At 49.3% G+C, this 18,391-nt stretch carries 15 protein-coding genes; 7 read left to right on the top strand and 8 right to left on the bottom strand.

Annotated features, from left to right (window positions below):
• Positions 1 to 252 precede the first annotated feature (252 nt).
• Together CAG65_RS02605 and CAG65_RS02600 are read left to right on the top strand one after the other, a co-directional pair.
• Positions 253 to 1,362, top strand: a complete 1,110-nt coding sequence (locus CAG65_RS02605) for an efflux RND transporter periplasmic adaptor subunit (protein WP_081693185.1) — start codon at positions 253 to 255, stop codon at positions 1,360 to 1,362.
• 5 nt (positions 1,363 to 1,367) lie between these two features.
• Positions 1,368 to 4,409, top strand: a complete 3,042-nt coding sequence (locus CAG65_RS02600) for an efflux RND transporter permease subunit (RefSeq protein WP_161448358.1) — start codon at positions 1,368 to 1,370, stop codon at positions 4,407 to 4,409.
• A gap of 62 nt (positions 4,410 to 4,471) precedes the next feature.
• Here the strand turns inward: CAG65_RS02600 and CAG65_RS02595 are convergent, their stop codons facing one another.
• On the bottom strand, positions 4,472 to 5,227 hold the full coding sequence (locus tag CAG65_RS02595) for a TetR/AcrR family transcriptional regulator (protein WP_202599241.1): 756 nt from the start codon (positions 5,225 to 5,227) through the stop codon (positions 4,472 to 4,474).
• Positions 5,228 to 5,435: 208 nt separating this feature from the next.
• Between CAG65_RS02595 and CAG65_RS02590 the strand changes: the two genes are divergently transcribed.
• The 5 genes from CAG65_RS02590 (at position 5,436) to CAG65_RS02570 (ending at position 11,806) form a co-directional block, all read left to right on the top strand.
• Entirely contained in the window at positions 5,436 to 7,064 is a 1,629-nt protein-coding gene (locus tag CAG65_RS02590; protein ID WP_161451978.1) for a methyl-accepting chemotaxis protein, read from the top strand.
• Positions 7,065 to 7,312: 248 nt separating this feature from the next.
• Positions 7,313 to 7,948, top strand: a complete 636-nt coding sequence (gene ompW / locus CAG65_RS02585) for an outer membrane protein OmpW (RefSeq protein WP_161451976.1) — start codon at positions 7,313 to 7,315, stop codon at positions 7,946 to 7,948.
• Between the two features lie 217 nt (positions 7,949 to 8,165).
• Complete coding sequence (gene pepT, locus CAG65_RS02580; RefSeq protein ID WP_161451974.1) at positions 8,166 to 9,398, top strand: peptidase T; 1,233 nt, start codon at positions 8,166 to 8,168, stop codon at positions 9,396 to 9,398.
• Between the two features lie 75 nt (positions 9,399 to 9,473).
• Positions 9,474 to 9,941 carry a DM13 domain-containing protein gene (locus CAG65_RS02575; protein WP_161451972.1) on the top strand — a complete coding sequence of 156 codons (468 nt, stop codon included), beginning with the start codon at positions 9,474 to 9,476 and terminating at the stop codon, positions 9,939 to 9,941.
• A 1,010-nt stretch (positions 9,942 to 10,951) separates the two neighbouring features.
• The gene (locus CAG65_RS02570; protein WP_161451970.1) at positions 10,952 to 11,806 is read left to right on the top strand and encodes a mechanosensitive ion channel family protein; all 855 of its coding nucleotides are present in this window, start codon (positions 10,952 to 10,954) and stop codon (positions 11,804 to 11,806) included.
• A gap of 49 nt (positions 11,807 to 11,855) precedes the next feature.
• Here the strand turns inward: CAG65_RS02570 and CAG65_RS02565 are convergent, their stop codons facing one another.
• The 7 genes from CAG65_RS02565 to CAG65_RS02535 all read right to left on the bottom strand — a co-directional run.
• On the bottom strand, positions 11,856 to 13,490 hold the full coding sequence (locus CAG65_RS02565) for a pilus assembly protein TadG-related protein (protein ID WP_161451968.1): 1,635 nt from the start codon (positions 13,488 to 13,490) through the stop codon (positions 11,856 to 11,858).
• A gap of 2 nt (positions 13,491 to 13,492) precedes the next feature.
• Positions 13,493 to 13,753: a DUF3613 domain-containing protein gene (locus CAG65_RS02560; protein ID WP_161451966.1), complete on the bottom strand. Its 261-nt coding sequence runs from the start codon at positions 13,751 to 13,753 to the stop codon at positions 13,493 to 13,495.
• Positions 13,750 to 14,436, bottom strand: a complete 687-nt coding sequence (locus CAG65_RS02555; RefSeq protein ID WP_237668728.1) for a tetratricopeptide repeat protein — start codon at positions 14,434 to 14,436, stop codon at positions 13,750 to 13,752. Before CAG65_RS02555 ends, CAG65_RS02560 begins: the two co-directional genes overlap by 4 nt.
• On the bottom strand, positions 14,437 to 15,321 hold the full coding sequence (locus tag CAG65_RS02550; protein WP_161451964.1) for a type II secretion system F family protein: 885 nt from the start codon (positions 15,319 to 15,321) through the stop codon (positions 14,437 to 14,439). It lies immediately after the preceding gene.
• 9 nt (positions 15,322 to 15,330) lie between these two features.
• Positions 15,331 to 16,191, bottom strand: coding sequence for a type II secretion system F family protein (locus tag CAG65_RS02545; RefSeq protein ID WP_161451962.1), 861 nt, complete (start codon positions 16,189 to 16,191; stop codon positions 15,331 to 15,333).
• Positions 16,188 to 17,450 (bottom strand): CpaF family protein, encoded by a 1,263-nt coding sequence (locus CAG65_RS02540; protein WP_161451960.1) that lies wholly within the window; start codon positions 17,448 to 17,450, stop codon positions 16,188 to 16,190. Before CAG65_RS02540 ends, CAG65_RS02545 begins: the two co-directional genes overlap by 4 nt.
• Positions 17,451 to 17,461: 11 nt before the next feature.
• Positions 17,462 to 18,391, bottom strand: a 930-nt coding sequence (locus CAG65_RS02535) for a type II and III secretion system protein family protein (RefSeq protein WP_161451958.1), incomplete at its 5' end; no start/stop codon positions are given.

Genomic DNA, 18,391 nt, shown 5'->3' with positions numbered 1-18,391 from the left:
TCATAATCGTGACGCGAGTCTATGAACACTGCAGTTGCGGGTACAGTGATATGTATTTCAGTTTGTGCTGTTTATTTTAAATAACAAGTGTTGTGTTAAATGGTGTTATTGTTATATCCTCTGTTCCGCTTGGAGCCGCTCTAACTGCGTGAAGGCGGCGATATCAGATGAGTTCTGAGTAAGACATTTTACTTTTGGTTGTAATGGCGTGGGTGTTGTTGCAATAGAGCGTAACGAATTACGGGTATACGAATGGTGAAACGAAATAGTCGGCGGATATGGGCTTGGTTTTTATTGGTGCCACTGGCATTGATGACTGGGTGTGAAGAACAACTTCAGGACAAGAGAGAACGAATTTCAAGACCAGTTAAATTGCATACTGTGGGTATGGACTCAGTCCAGCGGGTATTTAAATATCCGGGACAGGTGTCTGCGGTCAAGCAGTCGGACATGGCTTTTGAGGTCTCTGGCAGAATCAGCGAGTTTGCGGTGATTGAGGGGGAGTTTGTCCGGGCTGGCAAAGTATTGGCTCGTCTGGAGCCAGACACGTTTCAGGCTCAGCGTGACCGGATGCGAGCTGAAGTGAGTGCGGCCAGAGGTGACTTTGAACGATATCAAGCGGCCTTTAAACATCATGCTGTCACTAAGCAGCAACTGGATCAGGCTCGTCGTGGACTAAGAGTCGCACAAGCTGAGCTAAAGCAAGCACAAAAAATGCTAGATGACACTGTGCTTGTCGCGCCATTTGATGGCCGAGTGGCGAAAAAAATGGTGGAAGATTTTGCCAACGTGCAGGCCAAACAAACGGTACTAACTCTTCTAAGTGAAGAGGCGTTGGAAATGAAAATTCACGTTCCAGAAGCTGACTGGGCGCGAACCAAGAAAGTGGATGCCGTTTCGGATATCGATTTCAATGAGCAGATTTTTGTCGAGCTGAGTGCTTATCCTAATGCTGAGCTACCCGCAAAAATCAGCGCATTCTCCTCTATGGCCGATCCGGTGACTCGTACTTTTGAAGTGACGGTCAGCTTTGAAACGCCGAATGTCGTAAGTGTCAGTCCGGGTATGACAGGCCGCGTTTTGTATCGAGAGAAGTCAGAACAAGACCGGATAGCTGGTGGTTTTGCAGGCACTACGTTTATGATTCCTGAAAGCGCTATTCTCGCCGAGCCTGACAAATCCGCATCTGTTTGGGTGGTCGACCCGAAAGTAGGTGCAGTGGTACGCAAAGCCGTGAGTTTAGGTGATGCGACTGGCTCTCGAATCCAAGTCAGAAAGGGGCTTGCGAAGGGCGACGTGATTGTAACCTCCGGTGTCCAATTTCTCACTGAAGGTGATTTAGTTCACTTGATGGAGGAATAGGTGACATGAATTTAGCTGCTGTCGCGATCAACAATCGAATTGTCACGTTGGTTCTTACGGTTGTGATGTTTGTTTCAGGCGTTTTGTCCTACCTCAATATGAGCCGTCTGGAGGACCCAGAATTTACAATTAAAGAAGCTTTGGTTATTACGTCTTACCCGGGCGCCTCTGCGCTTGAAGTAGAGCAAGAAGTCAGTGATGAACTCGAACAGGCTATTCAACAACTCGGGCAACTGGAGCGCGTAAAGTCGAAGTCAGAGCGTGGTTTATCGACGATCACAGTAAAGGTGAAAGATGAATATGATAAATCCACTTTGCCGCAAGTCTGGGATGAACTGCGCCGGAAAATTAATGATGCCCAAGCATCCTTACCCCCGGGAGCCAGTCAGTCAATTGTTATGGACGATTATGGTGATGTGTATAGCGCCTTTTTGGTGGTTACAGGGAAAGACTACAGTTATGCCGAGCTGAAACGTTATGTTGATACCCTCAAGCGTGAACTGCTGCTGGTTAAGGATGTGGGTAAAGTCACCACTTTTGCTGAAAGGCAGGAAGCGATTTATGTTGAATTTAATCGGGATCGCTTGTCTCAGTTAGGTATTCAACCTGAGGTGATCATTGGACAACTTCGGCAAAAAGGGTTAGCCGTTGACGGAGGGCGCGCTCGTCTTGGTCGTGCGTTCGTGACGATTAAACCGACTGGTGGTCTGCAGTCACTTCAGGATATTGAAAGTTTGTTGATCAGCAGCCCTGTTAATGGGCGGCAGATCTATCTACGCGATGTGGCTGCAGTTACCCGAGATTATGTTGATCCAGTGAATAATGAGATTCGTTTCAATGGGTTAGCTGGGATCGGGCTGGGAATCTCAACGGTTTCCGGTGGCAATGTGGTGACCATGGGAGAGGCTTTGCTATCTCGCTTAGCCGAGCTTGAAAACCAACGGCCAGTTGGCATCCAAGTCAACACCGTATCCTTTCAATCCGATTCAGTACAAAACGCGATATCAGGTTTTGTCACTAGCCTTATTGAGGCAACGGCGATTGTCATTGTTGTTTTGTTGTTGTTTATGGGGTTGAGAAGTGGTCTCTTGATCGGCTTCATCCTGATTTTGACGATTGTAGGATCGTTCCTATTCCTAGCGCCTTTTGGTGTTGCACTGGAGCGGGTGTCATTAGGAGCACTCATCATTGCGTTGGGGATGCTGGTCGATAACGCTATTGTTGTTGTCGATGGTGTTCTGATACGGATGCAAAAAGGGAAGCCAGCGAAAGAAGCGTCAATCGATGTAGTCAGAGAATCAGCCTGGCCATTGTTGGGAGCCACTCTCATTGCGATTCTGGCTTTTGCCGCTATCGGAACATCAAATGATGAAACCGGTGAGTTTTGTCGCTCTTTATTCCAGGTCGTATTGGTGTCGTTGTTGCTTAGTTGGCTGACAGCAGTAACGGTGACGCCGTTGATGTGTGTCTTATTTTTCAAAAAAACTCCGGCGTCCGACAGCAATAGTGACCCGTACGATACTCGTTTTTACAATCGCTATAAGACGTTTCTGCGTAGCTGTATCCGTCACCGATACCTCAGCTCAGCGTCGGTGGTGGGTTTATTTGCCCTATCTATGTGGGGGTTTACGCTCATAGAGCAAAACTTCCTTCCCAGTGCAACACGACCACAGTTTTTGGTTGATTACTGGTTGCCGCAGGGGACACACATAGATGAAACCCGCGAAGATGCCAAAGTAATCGAGAAGATATTACTTGAGCAAAATGGTGTTGAGACCGTGACCAGCAGCGTCGGTGAAGGAGCACTTAGATTTTTGCTGACTTATCAACCTGAGCAGCCAAACAGTTCTTACGCGCAATTTATTGTGGGAGTGTCTGATCAAAGTGTTATTGATGAGTTGCTTCCTAAAGTTGAAGCCCAGATTTCCGCGGCGCTTCCAGATGGCCAGGTTTATGCTTCAACATTTCTACTGGGGCCTGGTTCAACGGGGAAAATTCAGGCACGTATAAGTGGTCCGGATACTGATGAACTTAGACGCATTGCCACACAAGTCGAACATATATATCGAATGGAGCCAAACACTAAGTCTGTACGCACCGATTGGCGCCAACCAGTAAAAGTGATCAAAGCCGTCATGGCTGAAGAGCAGGCCGATACGAATGGCATCACGCACCAGATGGTGGCTCAGGCTATTCAGGAGGGCTTCCAGGGGGTCGTGAGTGGTGTGTACCGTGAGTCAGATTTACTTCTGCCTATTATTGTTCGCTCAGATGAGAAAAGCCGCAATGACATAGGCAGCCTGTCGGATCTGCAAATATGGAGCCATTCGGCTCAACGAATGATTCCGCTAAGACAGGTGGTGACGTCTTACGAGGTCGCGTTTGAGGATGAAATCATCCATCGCAGAGATCGTAAACGAACGATCACCGTTTTTGCCGACCCTATAAAAGGAAATGCCAGCAAGCTATTTGAGCAAATTCGTCCTAAGGTTGAAGCACTAAACCTGCCGGCTGGCTACACACTGGAATGGGGCGGCGAATATGAAGATTCACGGAAAGCTGAGTCTGGTTTAGCGTCTTCGATACCGATTTTTGTGATTGCGATGATCCTCATTACCATCATGATGTTCAACTCATTACGCCAGCCTCTGGTCATCTGGCTTTGTGTGCCGCTGGCTTTGATTGGTGTTACGGTTGGCCTGTTGGTGTCGGGAGAAACATTTGGTTTTATGGCCTTGTTAGGGTTTTTAAGCCTGGTCGGAATGCTGATAAAAAATGCGATTGTCCTTATCGAGCAGATTAATTTGGAGCTACCGTTAGGTCGAGGTCTCACCACTGCGATTGTGGATGCATCAGTGAGTCGTTTAAGGCCAGTATCCATGGCAGCGCTTACTACGGCGCTCGGAATGATTCCTTTGATCTTCGACAATTTCTTCTCGTCCATGTCGGTGACGATCATTGGTGGGCTGCTCTTTGCTACCCTGCTGATCATGATTGTGTTGCCGGTTCTCTACGCATTGATATACAGGGCACCGCACACAGAATAATCTTAAAAAGCCGGATATTTATCCGGCTTTTTATTATTTGGGGGGCATTAAGGGACGCCGATTTATTGGCCGGGTTTGATCAGCGTAAGGACTGCGTCGGACAGCAATTGAATTTTCTCCGGTGTGAACCTTTCTGGTTCAATAGACATCATCATCATCCAACCATCACCAAGCGCACTAAGCTGTTCAGCCAACATATCGGCAGTAATATCATTTCGGATAATTTGATTTGACTGACCTTTTTCTACCAGAAATGTCAAAGCTTCTCTGATTTTTGCATAGTGACGTTGAATGACTGGGGCAAATGCGGGCTCTTGTCTAGCGTGAGTGAGTAGCTGTAAAAATGCCAGCCATAAGCCCGGTTGTTCAGAATCATCCCAGGTTAACAGCTTTTCTATGACTAAGTTAATGTCGGCGTGTGGCGTATCAAATGCAAGCTGCTTGTGGAAGCGTATAAACAGTTCTTCTGCGACTGCGGCTAGCATTTCTTCTTTATTGGCGAAGTAATACGTTACGGTGCCTGTCGTCGCCCCCATTCTCTTGGCGACTTTGCGCAGTGACGCACCCGAATAACCTTCTTCTGCCGTTACGGCAATTGCCGCAGACATCAGCTCAGCCTTTCTGGAGGCTCGATCACCAACAGGGCGTCCCCGGTTGCGTTTGGTGACGCCTTTTTCAGTCGGCTCCTCTGAAGTCGATCCTATATTGCTCATAGAGTTTTGACTAATGTCTCTCAAAGTATGGTCTTTGTATTCTATTACTAACCCCAAGTTGATAGAAGGGCTGGTGTCCAATACCGCAACGTTTGAAGATGACATTTTTCTTCATAAATTGTTATTTCCTGTCATGTTGTCATTAATATGTCGAGCTGTCATAACTTTGACAATGATTTTTATGCAACTCATTGTAATAAATGCACTTTTACCTAGACTAATTTGTGATCTAAGTCTAGAATTCTGGCCTCAAAGAAGTGGGAATAATCTTAATCAGTAGGGACACGCTCAAATTCACCATAAGGGCCAAGAAATGCAGTTTTCCCTAAAAAACATGTCTATTCGCAAGCAGGTGCTACTGCCTGTCATGTTTACCACTCTGGCGTTGTTGATCTCACTGTGGGTGACGAAAAACAACCTGGAATCTGAACAAGCACTGATCATCTCCAACACCAACGACCTGGTGTTCTACAAAGACACTCTTGCTCAGATTGACGATGAGGTTTATCCATTGCGCATCAGCGCCGTGTACGCCATTTACGATGCTGACCGCCGCGACGCCTTTCTCGCTGAGCTAAAGCAAAGCATGCAAGCCATTCAGCACGATCTGAATGAAATGGCCAAGCGCAAAACCTTTGCCGGTGATGTGCAAAATGTACGTCAGGCGATTGAAGGTTACGTGAACTATTCCGTGCGTGCGGTCGAGTTTTTGTCTCGCAGCGATCAGGGGCTGGTCGGTGAGCACGAATACGACCAGTTTATCTCAGGCTACCGTGATGCAGGTATCCAGATGGTCAAGGCGATCAACACCCTGTCTCGCAAGGTCAATGAGTTCTCCACCCGTTCAATGGAGAAAAGTGCTGAGCAGAATAAGCATGTACAGAATGTCGCGTCGTTGTCGGTACTGGCTGTGCTGGCAGTCTCATTACTGGCGGCTTGGTTCCTGTCGGGCATGATCGTTACCCCAATTATCAAGTTGCAGGGCGTGATGCGTGAACTGGCGTTAGGGCATCTCAATGTTCGGGCTGATGCTGACGGCGAAAATGAAATCGCGATGCTGAGTAAAGACGTCAACAAGACAGCTATACAATTACACTCAACTGTAGAGCAACTGATCCGCATCAGTGAAGAAGTGGCCTCTGCCTCAACTGAGTTGGCGGCGGTCATGACTCAGGCAGAACAGAATGCGCAGCAGGAGCTGTGTGAAATCGAGCAGGTGGCATCGGCGGTTAACGAACTGGCCAGTACTGCCAACAATGTCAGTGACAACGCAACGGCAGCCGACTCTACTGCCCGTGAAGCCGACGAACTGGCGAAATCAGGTTTAGCGATATTTGGCGAAAGCAAACAAGCCAGCGAACAGATGTCGAATGCACTCAATGACGCTGCGTCGGTTGTGCAGACACTGAAACTGCAATCGGAACAGATCAGCAATGTCATCGAAGTAATCCGTGATGTGTCTGAACAGACAAACCTGTTGGCACTGAACGCGGCGATTGAAGCTGCGAGAGCGGGAGAATCTGGACGCGGCTTTGCCGTGGTGGCTGATGAAGTTCGTATGCTGGCGGCGCGCACCCAGGAATCGACGGGCGAAATTCAGGCGATCATCGAAGAGTTACAAAAGCAATCTGGTCTGGCTGATACCAGCATGCAAACCAGTCTGGAAATGCTGCATCGCAATAACGATCTGGCGCAGCGCGCCAATGATGCTCTGGTGGGGATTACGGAGTCGGTATCAGACATCAATGATTCCAATACTCAGGTGGCCACTGCCGCGGAAGAGCAGTCTCAGGTCACTCAGGATATAAACCGCAGTGTCGTGAATATGTCTGAACTGGTCAATCAGAATGTGGCCGGGATAAGCCAGAGCGCTAGCGCGAGCAGTGAGTTGTCACACCTGGCAGAGAAACAGAAATCACACCTGTCGTTCTTCCATTTGTAAACGACCCAAATGGTCAAAAGCCGCTGCGCATCAGCGGCTTTTTTGTACCCGAAAAACAGTGTGATGCACACAAAGTTTGCATTACATAACTGTAATTTTGATTGCAGAAAAAGGTGATCGATGTTTGGAAAATGTATTTGAGAGTTAGATAATTTTTACAAATTGATTTCCATCAAAATGGTGGGGTTTTTATGTGTTAGGGTGCTCACCAATTCCAATAAATATTGCCACACCAAAAGGAAATAATAATGAAAAAGACGCTTTGCGGCCTTGCCGTACTTTCTGCCCTGATGTCTGCGAATGTTCTTGCGCACAGCAAAGGTGACTTTATTCTTCGCGCTGGCGCAGCGACCGTGGTGCCAAACGACAGCAGTGATAAAATTCTTGGTTCTGATGAAGAGCTGAAAGTCGATTCCGATACTCAACTGGGACTGACTTTTGGTTACATGTTTACCGACAACATCAGTTTCGAAGTACTGGCGGCATCGCCGTTCAAACACAGCATTTCGACCGGTCTGGGTGACCTGGGTGATATCGCAGAAACCAAGCATTTGCCACCGACTTTTATGCTGCAATATTACTTTGGTGATGCACAGAGCAAGTTCCGTCCGTATGTGGGTGCAGGTATTAACTACACCATCTTTTTCGATGAGAAGTTCAACAACAAATCGGGTCTGAAAGATCTGGATCTGGACAACTCATGGGGACTGGCGGCAAACCTGGGTGCTGACTACATGATCAACGACAAATGGTTTGTGAACGGTGCGGTCTGGTATGCAGACATTGACACTGAAGCCACTTACACCGACGGCGTCAACAAGTACAAAACCGACGTTGAAATCGACCCTTGGGTCTTTATGGTGGGTGTTGGCTATAAATTCTGATCAACTCTGATTGTGTAAAAAGACGGCTCCGGCCGTCTTTTTTAATGGGCCGTACCTCTGACAACACGGCGACGCCGAGATCATAAACTGAGTAAAAAGCTGATTTACAACAAAGCCCGTGAAATTGTGGAGAGTAGTATAAAAAGTCACTCACGGCTCCGCTGAGCACGAACAGACCGGGCAACCCGGATAGAATAGACAGATTGAGAATACGAACATGAAGAATCTGGTAAATCGCTTTTTAAAATACGTCAGTTTTAATACCCAATCGAACCCTGCTAAGTCATGCTGCCCGAGCTCGGCGGGTCAGATGACGTTTGCCGAATACCTTCGTGACGAACTGACCGAACTGGGCCTCAGTCAGGTCAGTCTGGACGAGCACGGCTACGTGATGGCAAAACTGCCGTCGAATGTCGACTTTGCAGTACCGGCGGTTGGGTTTATCGCCCATATGGACACTGCTCCCGATGCGTCTGGTCGTAACATTGCACCACAGTTCATTGAAGAGTATCAGGGGGGAGATATCGCTCTGGGTAAAGGTGACGAAGTACTGTCACCGATTCGCTATCCAGAGCTGCATCAACTGCATGGGCACAACCTGATTACGACAGATGGCCGGACACTGCTCGGAGCCGACGATAAAGCCGGCATCGCCGAGATTGTCACGGCAATCGAAGAGTTGATTCAACACCCCGAGATCGCGCATGGCGACATCTGCATCGGTTTTACTCCGGATGAAGAAATTGGTCGCGGGGCAAATTTGTTCGACGTAGAACGTTTTGGGGCGCAGTGGGCTTACACCGTAGATGGTGGGCCACTGGGTGAACTGGAATACGAAAACTTTAACGCCGCTAATGCAGAAGTGATCATTTACGGCAACAACGTCCATCCTGGTTGGGCAAAGGATAAGATGGTCAACGCAATGAACATTGCGGCCCGGTTTCAGATGATGATGCCGCAGGCAGAAACACCAGAGCAGACCGAAGGCTATCAGGGGTTTTATCATCTTAAATCAGCGAAAATGAGCGTGGCTAAGAGCCAGTTGAGCTACATCTTGCGTGATTTTGAACGTGAAGGGCTGGAAGCGCGCAAAGCCTACATGCGACAGCAGGTGGATACGTTGAATGCCCAACTGCATCATGGGCGTGTCGAATTGCAAATGAAAGACTGTTACTACAACATGCGCGAAATGATTGAGCCGCATCCTCATATTGTTGAACTGGCTAAGCAGGCAATGATGGAGTGCGATGTTGAGCCCGTGATTAAACCCATTCGTGGCGGCACCGATGGGGCGCGATTGTCGTTCATGGGATTGCCTTGCCCGAACCTGTTCACTGGTGGGTATAACTTCCACGGTATTCACGAGTTTGTTTCGGTCGAAGCGATGGAACAGGCCGTCAAAGTGATCCTGCGTCTGTCAGAAAAAACCGCACAGTATCACAGAGAATAAGGCGTCAGGCGGTGTCAACCATTACACTGATGGTGTAAAGTTGTCTTATCTCTCTGATTTTACGGATGATAAGACATGAAATGGTTATTTTTGCTGGTGTCACACTTAGCGGTGGGCGTGTTGGGCGTTGGCTTGGGAATCTATCTGCTGCCGATTTTAACGCAACCAGACTCCCCGGATATGGCGAAAATTGAGCGCCTCAGTCAGGATGCCCGCTATACGGGGCAATTTGATCGCGCACGCAAAGACAGTGATTTCCTGCATTGGGGAGAAGGGGAGATCAAGATAACCAACACGGATGTGGTGTTTCAGGGGAAACTGGCCCCGGGTCCAGATTACAAACTGTATCTTTCACCGATTTTTGTCGAGAGCGAAGCTGACTTTGCCACGTATCAATCATCGATGGTGCAGATTGGCGATGTGAAAACCTTTGACCGTTTTACTCTCAAACTGCCTGAGGGAGTCAATATCGACCAGTACAATACCGCGATTGTCTGGTGTGAAAGCTTCGGTGAGTTTATCAGTTCGGCAAAGTACCAGTAACAAAACCAGAGACGAAAAAGCGACACTTAGAGTGTCGCTTTTTTTGACCGTCAGAAACGGATTGTTATTCATTTGTTGAATAAAATGGATAACATGCTTATTACTCAGTAATTTCAGTGAATTAATCATCATGATGCAATCACGGTAATGTTTTCTGCTCAAATGAATATTCCCCGTCAAGTGGGAAGTTTCCGATAATTTTAGAATATCAAACCTGAGAGAATTATATGTTTCAAGTGATTGAGGATTCGCAACTAATAATGCAAGGTGTTTAATATTGGGCGTTCCTTGAGGAGATGGAGAGCGCAGTTAATATTTTGCTACGAGATTATGACATTCTGAGCTTAGTCCAGTTATTCCCGGTGATTTTTTAATGGTGTCGAGAAGACGCTCACCAAAGCGCCACTTGTGCAAGCAATGGATAAATATCAAACAATAAGCGACATAGATGCTGATCTCCAAGCAATATCAAAGAGGTGGTCATGAAAACGATCTTTTTTAATAAAGTTGTCATCAAAGGGTAAAACACGTCATTTGTCTTAAATTTAATATTTTTTCCTGTGTTATACTCCTCACGGCCAAGTTGATTATCCCTTACTCAACCGAGTCAGTTGGTGTTGACGATTTGTCTGTAGGAATTAACCTCATTGAAAATAAGAAAAATGAACTTCTTTGTATTTGTGGTTGCGTTTAACTTTCTGTATTTAACGTTTGTGGCAGCCTATTATAATTTTTTATATTAATACTGTTTCTTTTATTGTGCTTATTATATTGGCGCAATATATTCGCGTTGCTACTTTATCGTTGTGTTAAATACTTCCCCATTCCTGCTTCTCTGCGCCCGCTTTTGGCGCGGTGTAAAAGATACTGCTGTTATAACGTCCAAATGGCCTACATTTGCTTAACACAGAGCACACTATTTATAGATTTATTTGCCTTATACTAAGAACGCTTCACAATGTTCGCAAACCAATCAGAGAGTGTGCCTTTCTCTTTTTCAGGGGTGATGAATGGAAAAAGTGGTGGTGGTATGGGATTTTCTCATCAACCATAAGTTATTGTTTACAGCACTGATTATGCTTCTGGTGGTGCTTCTGCGTCGCCTGATCCTGGCCAGAATACGCGGTGACGACGCGTTCCTCTCCGACAAACAACGTAAATGGATGTCGCGCACCAAAAACAGTAGCTTTGCAATGTTCCTACTGCTGATGTTTATGCTCTGGCAATCGGAAATCAGTGAGTTCGCACTCTCAGTCACCGCAATTGCGGTTGCTATCGTGGTGGCGTCAAAAGAGATCATCCTCTGTTTTACCGGTTCAATTCAACGTGCCAGTTCGCGCTCTTTTCGCGTTGGGGACTGGATTGAAGTCGGCAAGTTGTGCGGTGAAGTGATTGACCACAATATGATGGCGACCGTGATTCAGGAGATCGACCTTCACCACGGCCAGTATCACTACACCGGCAAAACTGCGACGTTGCCAAACAGCATGTTCTTTACCTATCCGGTAAAAAATCTCAACTTTATGAAGCGATACGTGTACCACAACTTTTCCATTGTGGTAAAAGACTTCGTGAACCTTTATCCGATGCTGGAAAAAGTTGAGCATAAAATTGAGGAGCATTTTCACTACTTTGCCGATGTTGCCCGACGCTACAACGCCATGATTGAAAAACACGCCGGTGTGGATTTGCCAGGTGCAGAGCCGCACATACACATCAGCAGCGCGGCAACCGGGGAGCAGATCGTGCATATCATGATTTTCTGCCCGACCGACAAAGCCAACGAGCTTGAACATGCGATTCGCCAGGATTTCATGCAGGAGTACGAAAAAGCCTTTCCGGCAGAAACGTCACCGACTGTTTAAGTGCGCGTTATCATCGAATCAGGCGACAGAAATCAGGTGATTTCTGTCGTTACTCAATCAAGCCATATTGGCTGACATTGGCCGCATCCACCCACATATCTGCTCCGCCCACTTGCAGGCCCAGCGACTCCAGAATCGGGATCAGCAAATCAGAAAGTAAACTGTCCACGATGGTGGAGACTAACGGATTAAGTGTCGCAAGCAGGGTGTTATTGACGATCGCTTTGATCAACGGCCCGAGGATGGGAATGGCATTGATATCCGTTTCCACTGTCAGGACCACGCTGGTGGAGAATTCTTGATCGCGAGTAACGGTCACGACGTATGAGCCGTCCGCTGTAGCGACGTCTTCCAGATCGATGCTTAAGGTATTGCTGACCGGGTCTTTGTTCTCGACGTTGATTTGCGCTGTAATATCGATATCTATACCGAGAATGGTTGCCGTAATAGTCAGGTTATCAACGGAAATATCCGCCAGTGAACTGAGCGTAGAGAAGTTCGCGGTGTTGTCGGCCACGTCAGTGAGTGTGGCGGTTGATTGCGACGTATCGACCTGTATCGACAGCGGGGTGGTGCTGATATCAGTGACATCCCCGATGCTGATAAGGCCGAACAGATCCAGATCGGCCTCTATATTGACCTGTGTCTGGGCATTGGTGACTTTCGGCTCCATGCCAGCGACCACTGGCAGAGTAGCGATCGTGAACTGGGGTGGTTCAATCACGCTGACTTGTGATGTTGAACTCAACACGCCAGGAATCCCCAGCGATAAATCCGGTATTGAGAGGAAGTTATTCTGGTTGGCGGCATAGACGGTGGCAGTCAGTAAGTCGAGGGCGTTCAGGTCGCTGGTCAGTGCGGCGGCTTGCGTGTTACTGCCATCCGGAATAGTCAGAATGTCGCCCAGCACCACCTCAGGTAACCCGACTGCCAGAGCGAGCTGGTCAACCACCAGGTCAAGTCCATACGTGGCATCGTCGTCATTGGTCAGCAGCGAGACATACGTTGTCATGAGGTCGGCAATGTTAATGCTGGCATCCAGCACTTCCTGTGGTGTCGCCAGACCTTCTTTGATCGCCAGTTCCGTCAGAACGTTGCTCAGCTTGATGGTGCTGTTGGCGACGCCCTGATAGTCGGCGACCGTAAGATCAACATCGATCCCCAAAGCATCGCTGAGCACCGCATTCAGAATATTACTTTCTTTAGTGGCGAGGGTTTTGGAGCCGATACCAAAGCGGATTAGGCCACTTTTTTGAATGGCCGCCTGGGCTGTCAGTGTCATGGTGGCATTATTGAACAGCCCCCCGGCAATCATGCTTTGAGGAACCACTTTGGTGACGATGACCTGAGCGGCGGAGTAGCCGTTTTCAGGTGAATCGTCAGTATCGACAACCCATTGATTATCAACAACCCGAGCGGTGCCAAAGCGTACCTGAACGGAACTGATTTTATCTTGATACTTGTTCGAGAGCGCCGTTTCCAACTGTGTTTTGACTGCGTCGTCGACAAAGTAGGGGGTGGAGCGCACCACTTCGAGCGCCGACAGATCCGCAATCGACTGGAGTGACTGTCGCTGGTACACCAAACGCGCCGTATCGACCGCCAGAGAAGCAAACAGAATCAGGCTCAGCATCGCTGCGACAAGTCCAATTCCGATGGCACCCCGCTGGCGTCGGAAGGTCATGGTTATTCACCAAATTCGTTGTCGATGAAGCTGTCAGGCAGCGGGTGTTTGAAGCTGTTTTCGACTCGTTCCTGCGCGGCGTTAGCCTGCTCTGGTGTCAGTTTATCTTCGTATTGGGTCGACTGAAGATTCTTTTTCTGAATCAGTAACCAGGCCCTTGTAGTGTCTTGCTTTACGACAGTTTGGTTAGGTTTAGTGCTTTCGTAAGCCGCACTGGTCACACTGGTGGTGAACAGCAAGGTTCCAAGGATCAAGCGTATCATTGCGTTTTCTCCATAACAGATATCGGTTTGAGCTGTTTGGCGGCTTTGGTCATCTTCTGACTTTCGGTATCGCTCCAGGCAAAGCGCGCTTTCAACTGAGAAGCGGCCAGCTCTTCGTGGTTTCGCAGTAACACCAGCCAGAGGTTTTTGGCCGCGGTCTGGTGTTGAGGATTGAGTTCAAGCGCGGTGATAAACTCATTGCGCGCCTGTTGTTCCTCGCCGGTTGAGAGCAACAGGAAGCCGTAATCGTTGCGGATATTGGCATTGGCCGGCTCTTCGCGCACGGCCTGACTCAGCCATTGCTGCGCCTGTCTGACATCACCCTGATAAGCGGCGATCAGGCCAAGCCCATGCGCCGCGTTGCCTTCGATGCAACTGGAGAGCAAGTTGGTGTAGAGGGTTTGCGCTTTCGCTAGCTGGCCTGTTTTTCGGTAGGCGTTGGCTTGTAACGCTTGTTTGGTCACCAGGCTGCTGTCGATCTGCTCAAGCGTGGCCAGCGATGAGAAGTATTGACCACGCTGGAAAGCCTGCTTCGCCATCGAGATCTTCATGCCATCCTGTTTTGACAGCGATTCACCACACAGGCCTTTGGTGGTCTGGGGTGTTTGCTTCGCGACTGGCGCAGGGGTAACCGCACAAGCCGACAAGGTGATTGCCACAGCCGTAATCACGAATCCTTTCATTTAACCTCCAAATGCGGCGATGAGTGCCAGTGCGGCTGGGCCGCCCAGTACGATAAACAGGGCCGGAAACATAAATGCCATCATGGTGACAGAGATTTTTCCCGACATTTTGGTCACCTTTTCCTGTAAATCCGTTCGTTTGCGTTCCTGAAGAATTTTGGCCAGTGATTGGAATGAACTGCGCAAACCACCGCCGGTATCACCGGCTTGAGACATCATGGTCAGTAAATCCTGAAAACCGACCGACAAGCTGATGGTCGCCACGTCGTTGAACACAGTTTCGCGGCTCTGGCCGGCATCAATTCGCGCCAGAATCAGAGCGATCTCTTTATTGACCTCGGGCGTTAAGTCTTTGGCTTCGTTGTAATAGGCGCGCAGCAGGCTTTCTAACGACAACCCGACCTGCCACAAGATGGCCATCAGATGTACTGAGACCAGCATCTCTTCGTCGATTTTCTTGGCGCGTTTTCGCGCCTGAGCTTTGAGCCAGCGCAGGGTTAACCAAAAACCAGCCGCGAACAACAAGGTGACATACAAGAAGGTGTCGCCGAATGTGGGTGTTGTGATGACGAGCTGTCCGAACACCACCATCGCCAGGCTCATCCAGACAAAAGCAATTTTAAACAGACACATGATTTGCTGACGGCTGCTGATGTAGCCGGCCTGACGCATGGTGACCACCATGTCGGATAACTGGCTCTGGTGCTGTTGCTTCGAGCGTCCCCACCACTTTTGGCTGGTCTGGAGGATTTTTTCTTTTTGTACCGAGCTGGTGGAGGGGGCTCGGGCTTGGTTGAGGGTCAGTGCCAGATAGATGCAAACGACAGACAACCCCAGCACCAACATGGAGCCGCCCAACCAGTAGAATGTGATGTCACTGTACATACGCGCCTCCTACAAGCTGCGAAACATCCGCCAGATCATAAAAATCCCTGTGGCTTGCAACCCCAGTCCAAAGAGCAAGGCGTGCCGGCCACTGTCTGATTGCCACATGTTCACCAGTAGCTCCGGGTTCTGGCTCATCATGTAAATGCCGACCATGGTGGGGGCAATACCGATAACCCAGGCGGTAATGCGCGTTTCTCCGGTAATGGATTTGAGCTCCCGCTGACTGAGATCCTGCTGGCGCAGCAACTGAACCAGGCTGTCGAGCGGATCGGTGATGCTGCCGCCGAAACGAGCATTGATGTTGAAAATCGAACCCAGAAGGCGAAACGGCTTTACTCCGGTAATCACACTCTCTTTGTAGAACGCATCCTGTAGTTCAATACCGATGTTTTTGCGGTGGTTGACTCTGTCCAGCACCAGACTGAGTGGCTTCGAGGTGGTTTTGGCCGATTGCTCGACGGCTTTGGCGATACTCATGCCGACTTTGATACGCCGGTTAACCTGATCGATGAACGAAGGGAGTTGCTGAATAAGGCGACGTTTGATGTTGCTACGTCGCCACTGTGCCAGAGCAAACAGCACCAGCATGGTCAGCGCTGCGCCCAGCATGGCTCCCGGTAGGCCAAGCACGGTGTCGCTCAGATAGGTATTGGTCGCCAGCAGCAAAGCCAGTACCAGGTTTTTGGCTGGCGAGCGACTAAATCCTGCCCGTTGCCACCATTCGTTCAACTGTTCCTGATAATTGGTTTGCTTTTTCTTGCGCTTGGCAAGCGTTACCGGTTCGATACTTTGTTGTTTCACTAGCCATAAAAGTGCTGCCACGACCATACAAAGCAGCAGTGCTGACGCCAGTAACCAGATGTTCATAGCATGTCCTCCAGTTGCTGCAGGAGATGATCCGACAGGGAATTCATGCTGTTGAACTGCTTTCGGGCAGCGTCGTAGCGATAGAGTGGGGTGGTGGTAATGTGACTGCCTTTCACCTGATTCACTTCGACAATCTCGGTGATCAACCGTTTACCGCTTGGCAGACGGTTGACCTGAACGATCACATCCACCGCCGACGCCACCACTTTGCGAATGAAGTTTTCGCTCGAACTGAAGCCGGCCAGGGTCACCATCATTTCCAGTCGGATCAACGCATCGCTGGGTGAGTTGGCGTGCAGCGTACTCATTGAACCCAGATGACCGGTGTTCATCGCTTGCAACATGTCCAGTACTTCACCACTGCGGCTTTCCCCGAGAATGATTCGGTCTGGCCGCATCCGCAGCGCGTTCTTGAGCAGTTCACGCGCAGTGACTTCACCGCTGCCTTCTGAGTTTGGCGGACGAGTCTCCAGGCGCACCACGTGACCGTTTCGCAACTGTAATTCCGCCGCATCTTCGATAGTGACAACACGTTCGTGGTCGTGAATATATTGGCTGAGGATGTTCAGTAGCGTGGTTTTACCGGCTCCGGTCGCACCGCTGATTAGGATATTGAAGCGGGCTTTGACGCCCTGTTTCAGGAAGGTCATCATTTCATGACTCAGCGCGCCATGCTCAAGCAGGTAGTCTTCGGTTAAGGCGTCCTGTTTGAACTTACGCACCGATAAGCATGCACCATCCAGCGCCAAAGGCGGAATAATCGCGTTGATCCGGCTGCCATCAGGTAAGCGGGCATCGACCATGGGATTCGACTCATCGACGCGTCGGCCAAGAGGAGACAACATACGTCGAATCACCCGAATCACGTGTTCATCGTTGAGGAAGTGGTGGTTCACGCGTTCCAGCTGGCCGTTGCGTTCGACATAAACGCGCTTGGGACCGTTGATCAGAATATCGTCGACACTTGGGTCTTGCAGCAGAGATTCGATGGGCCCGAAGCCGATCATCTCATCCAGGATCTGTTTGGCCAGACTGTCAATTTCAACCGGAATGTCCAGTTTGTGGGTGTCCAGATATTGATGAATATACGAGGTCACGGGCAGCAAAATGTTGTCTTTTTCAACCGCTGCCATATCGAAAATGACGCCGTCATCCTCCATTCGCTCCAGAATAAACTGATGGAGATCCGCTTTCAGCTTGAGATCCAGCTCCTGATAGGCCGGCGGTATAGGTGAAGAAAACCAACTCATCCCTGCCATGGTGTTCTCCTTTACAAGCCTTCCGAGAAGCCGATGCCTGCAGGCAGTTCGTCCGGCTCCTGATTAAGAAAAATCAGTTCAAAAAAGTTGGGGTTATAGCGGCGGTAAACCTCTCCCGGTAACGGCGGGAGTTTGGCGTCTTTGGCCAGCGGTTTGACCAGATGCGGAGTAACGACCATCATCAGTTCTTTGTCGTTTTGCTCCAGGCGGCTGGAGCGAAAGAACGCGCCGAGAATCGGGATATCGCCTAAGCCAGGAAAACGGTCGGAGTTTTTCATGGTATTGCTGCTGATCAACCCACTGATCACAAAGCTTTCGCCGTTGCCTAGTTGTACGGTGGTGTCGGTGCGACGTACGCTGATGCCGGGCACGATAATACCGGCGGTGCTGACGCCCTGATTATAGTTCAACTCGCTGACTTCCGGTGCCACTTTGAGCAGAATACGTTCGTCTTCCAACACTGTCGGAGAGAGGTGGAGGCGAACACCAAACTCTTTGAAATCAATAGTGATGTCGCCTTCGTCTGAGCTCTTTGGATACGGAAATTCACCTCCAGCCAGAAAGGTCGCCGTGTGACCCGACATAGTCACTAAGCTGGGTTCGGCCAGCGTGTAAGCAAAACCGTTGGCGTTCAGAGCACTGATGGTGCCAAGAATGCCTTTGGAAGCGTCTCCAATAATCACGTTGAACGCATCTGAAAAGGGCAAAAAGCCGTTATTGGAAAACAGGGAGCCATCGCCAAAACCGTTGACTGACGAGCTGTTGCCTATCCCTATGGTGGTATTGCCGGTTTGTTTGCCGAAGAAGAAGCCGGCCTCTTTGAGAGCGGTTTTACTGATCTCGACGACTTTGATGTCGGTTTGGACCTGAATATTGGCCAATGCGACTGAACCCGGCGACACAGCGACGGTATGGCGCTCTGGTTCAGACTGCTTGCGATA

The sequence above is a fragment of the Vibrio sp. V39_P1S14PM300 genome, from assembly GCF_009904765.1.
GTDB classification, from domain to species: domain Bacteria; phylum Pseudomonadota; class Gammaproteobacteria; order Enterobacterales; family Vibrionaceae; genus Vibrio; species Vibrio proteolyticus.
This window is presented reverse-complemented; position numbering and strand designations above follow the sequence as displayed.